The 1,514-nt window shown below is 55.2% G+C and carries 2 rRNA genes; both read right to left on the bottom strand.

From position 1 onward, the window contains the following. Positions 1 to 4 precede the first annotated feature (4 nt). Positions 5 to 121 (bottom strand): 5S ribosomal RNA (rrf, locus tag ACFVM3_RS41895). Between the two features lie 82 nt (positions 122 to 203). Then, positions 204 to 1,514, bottom strand: a 23S ribosomal RNA gene (locus tag ACFVM3_RS41890); the annotation flags it as partial.

Raw genomic sequence — 1,514 nt, 5'->3', positions numbered from 1 at the left:
GTTAGTCCGGCGGTGTCCTACTCTCCCACAACCCTTCGGTTGCAGTACCATCGGCGCTGTCAGGCTTAGCTTCCGGGTTCGGAATGGGACCGGGCGTTTCCCTGACGCTATAACCACCGAAACACTGTGAAACAACACACACTCGTTCGTTTCCACAAACGGTGTGGTGTTTCAGAGCTGTAGAGTGGATGCGTAACATCTTCGTGGGCAAGTCCTCGGCCTATTAGTACCAGTCAACTCGACAACACATTACTGTGCTTCCATTTCTGGCCTATCAACCCAATGGTCTGTTGGGGGCCTTAACCCACATGGGGTGGGATACCTCATCTTGGAACAGGCTTCCCGCTTAGATGCCTTCAGCGGTTATCCCTTCCGAACGTGGCCAACCAGCCATGCCACTGGCGTGACAACTGGCATACCAGAGGTTCGTCCGTCCCGGTCCTCTCGTACTAGGGACAGCCTTCCTCAAGTATCCTACGCGCGCGGCGGATAGGGACCGAACTGTCTCACGACGTTCTAAACCCAGCTCGCGTGCCGCTTTAATGGGCGAACAGCCCAACCCTTGGGACCTACTCCGGCCCCAGGATGCGACGAGCCGACATCGAGGTGCCAAACCATGCCGTCGATATGGACTCTTGGGCAAGATCAGCCTGTTATCCCCGGGGTACCTTTTATCCGTTGAGCGACACCCCTTCCACCAGGTGGTGCCGGATCACTAGTCCCGACTTTCGTCCCTGCTCGACATGTCTGTCTCACAGTCAAGCTCCCTTGTGCACTTGCACTCAACACCTGATTGCCAACCAGGCTGAGGGAACCTTTGGGCGCCTCCGTTACTCTTTAGGAGGCAACCGCCCCAGTTAAACTACCCATCAGGCACTGTCCCTGAACCAGATCATGGTCCGAGGTTCAGATTCCCAATCCGACCAGAGTGGTATTTCAACAACGACTCCACCAACACTAGCGTGCCAGCTTCACAGTCTCCCACCTATCCTACACAAGCCGAACCGAAAACCAATACCAAACTATAGTAAAGGTCCCGGGGTCTTTCCGTCCTGCCGCGCGTAACGAGCATCTTTACTCGTAGTGCAATTTCGCCGGGCCTGTGGTTGAGACAGCCGGAAAGTCGTTACGCCATTCGTGCAGGTCGGAACTTACCCGACAAGGAATTTCGCTACCTTAGGATGGTTATAGTTACCACCGCCGTTTACTGGCGCTTAAATTCTCAGCTTCACCCCCAAAGGGGTTAACCGGTCCTCTTAACGTTCCAGCACCGGGCAGGCGTCAGTCCATATACATCGTCTTGCGACTTCGCATGGACCTGTGTTTTTAGTAAACAGTCGCTTTCCGCTGGTCTCTGCGGCCACCCACCCCTAGTCCGCAAGGGACTTCAGAGTGTTTGGCCCCCCTTCTCCCGAAGTTACGGGGGCATTTTGCCGAGTTCCTTAACCACAGTTCACCCGATCGCCTTAGTATTCTCTACCTGACCACCTGTGTTGGTTTGGGGTACGGGCCGT

It is taken from the genome of Amycolatopsis sp. NPDC057786 (genome assembly GCF_042797905.1).
Classification (GTDB): Bacteria; Actinomycetota; Actinomycetes; order Mycobacteriales; family Pseudonocardiaceae; genus Amycolatopsis.
This window is presented reverse-complemented; position numbering and strand designations above follow the sequence as displayed.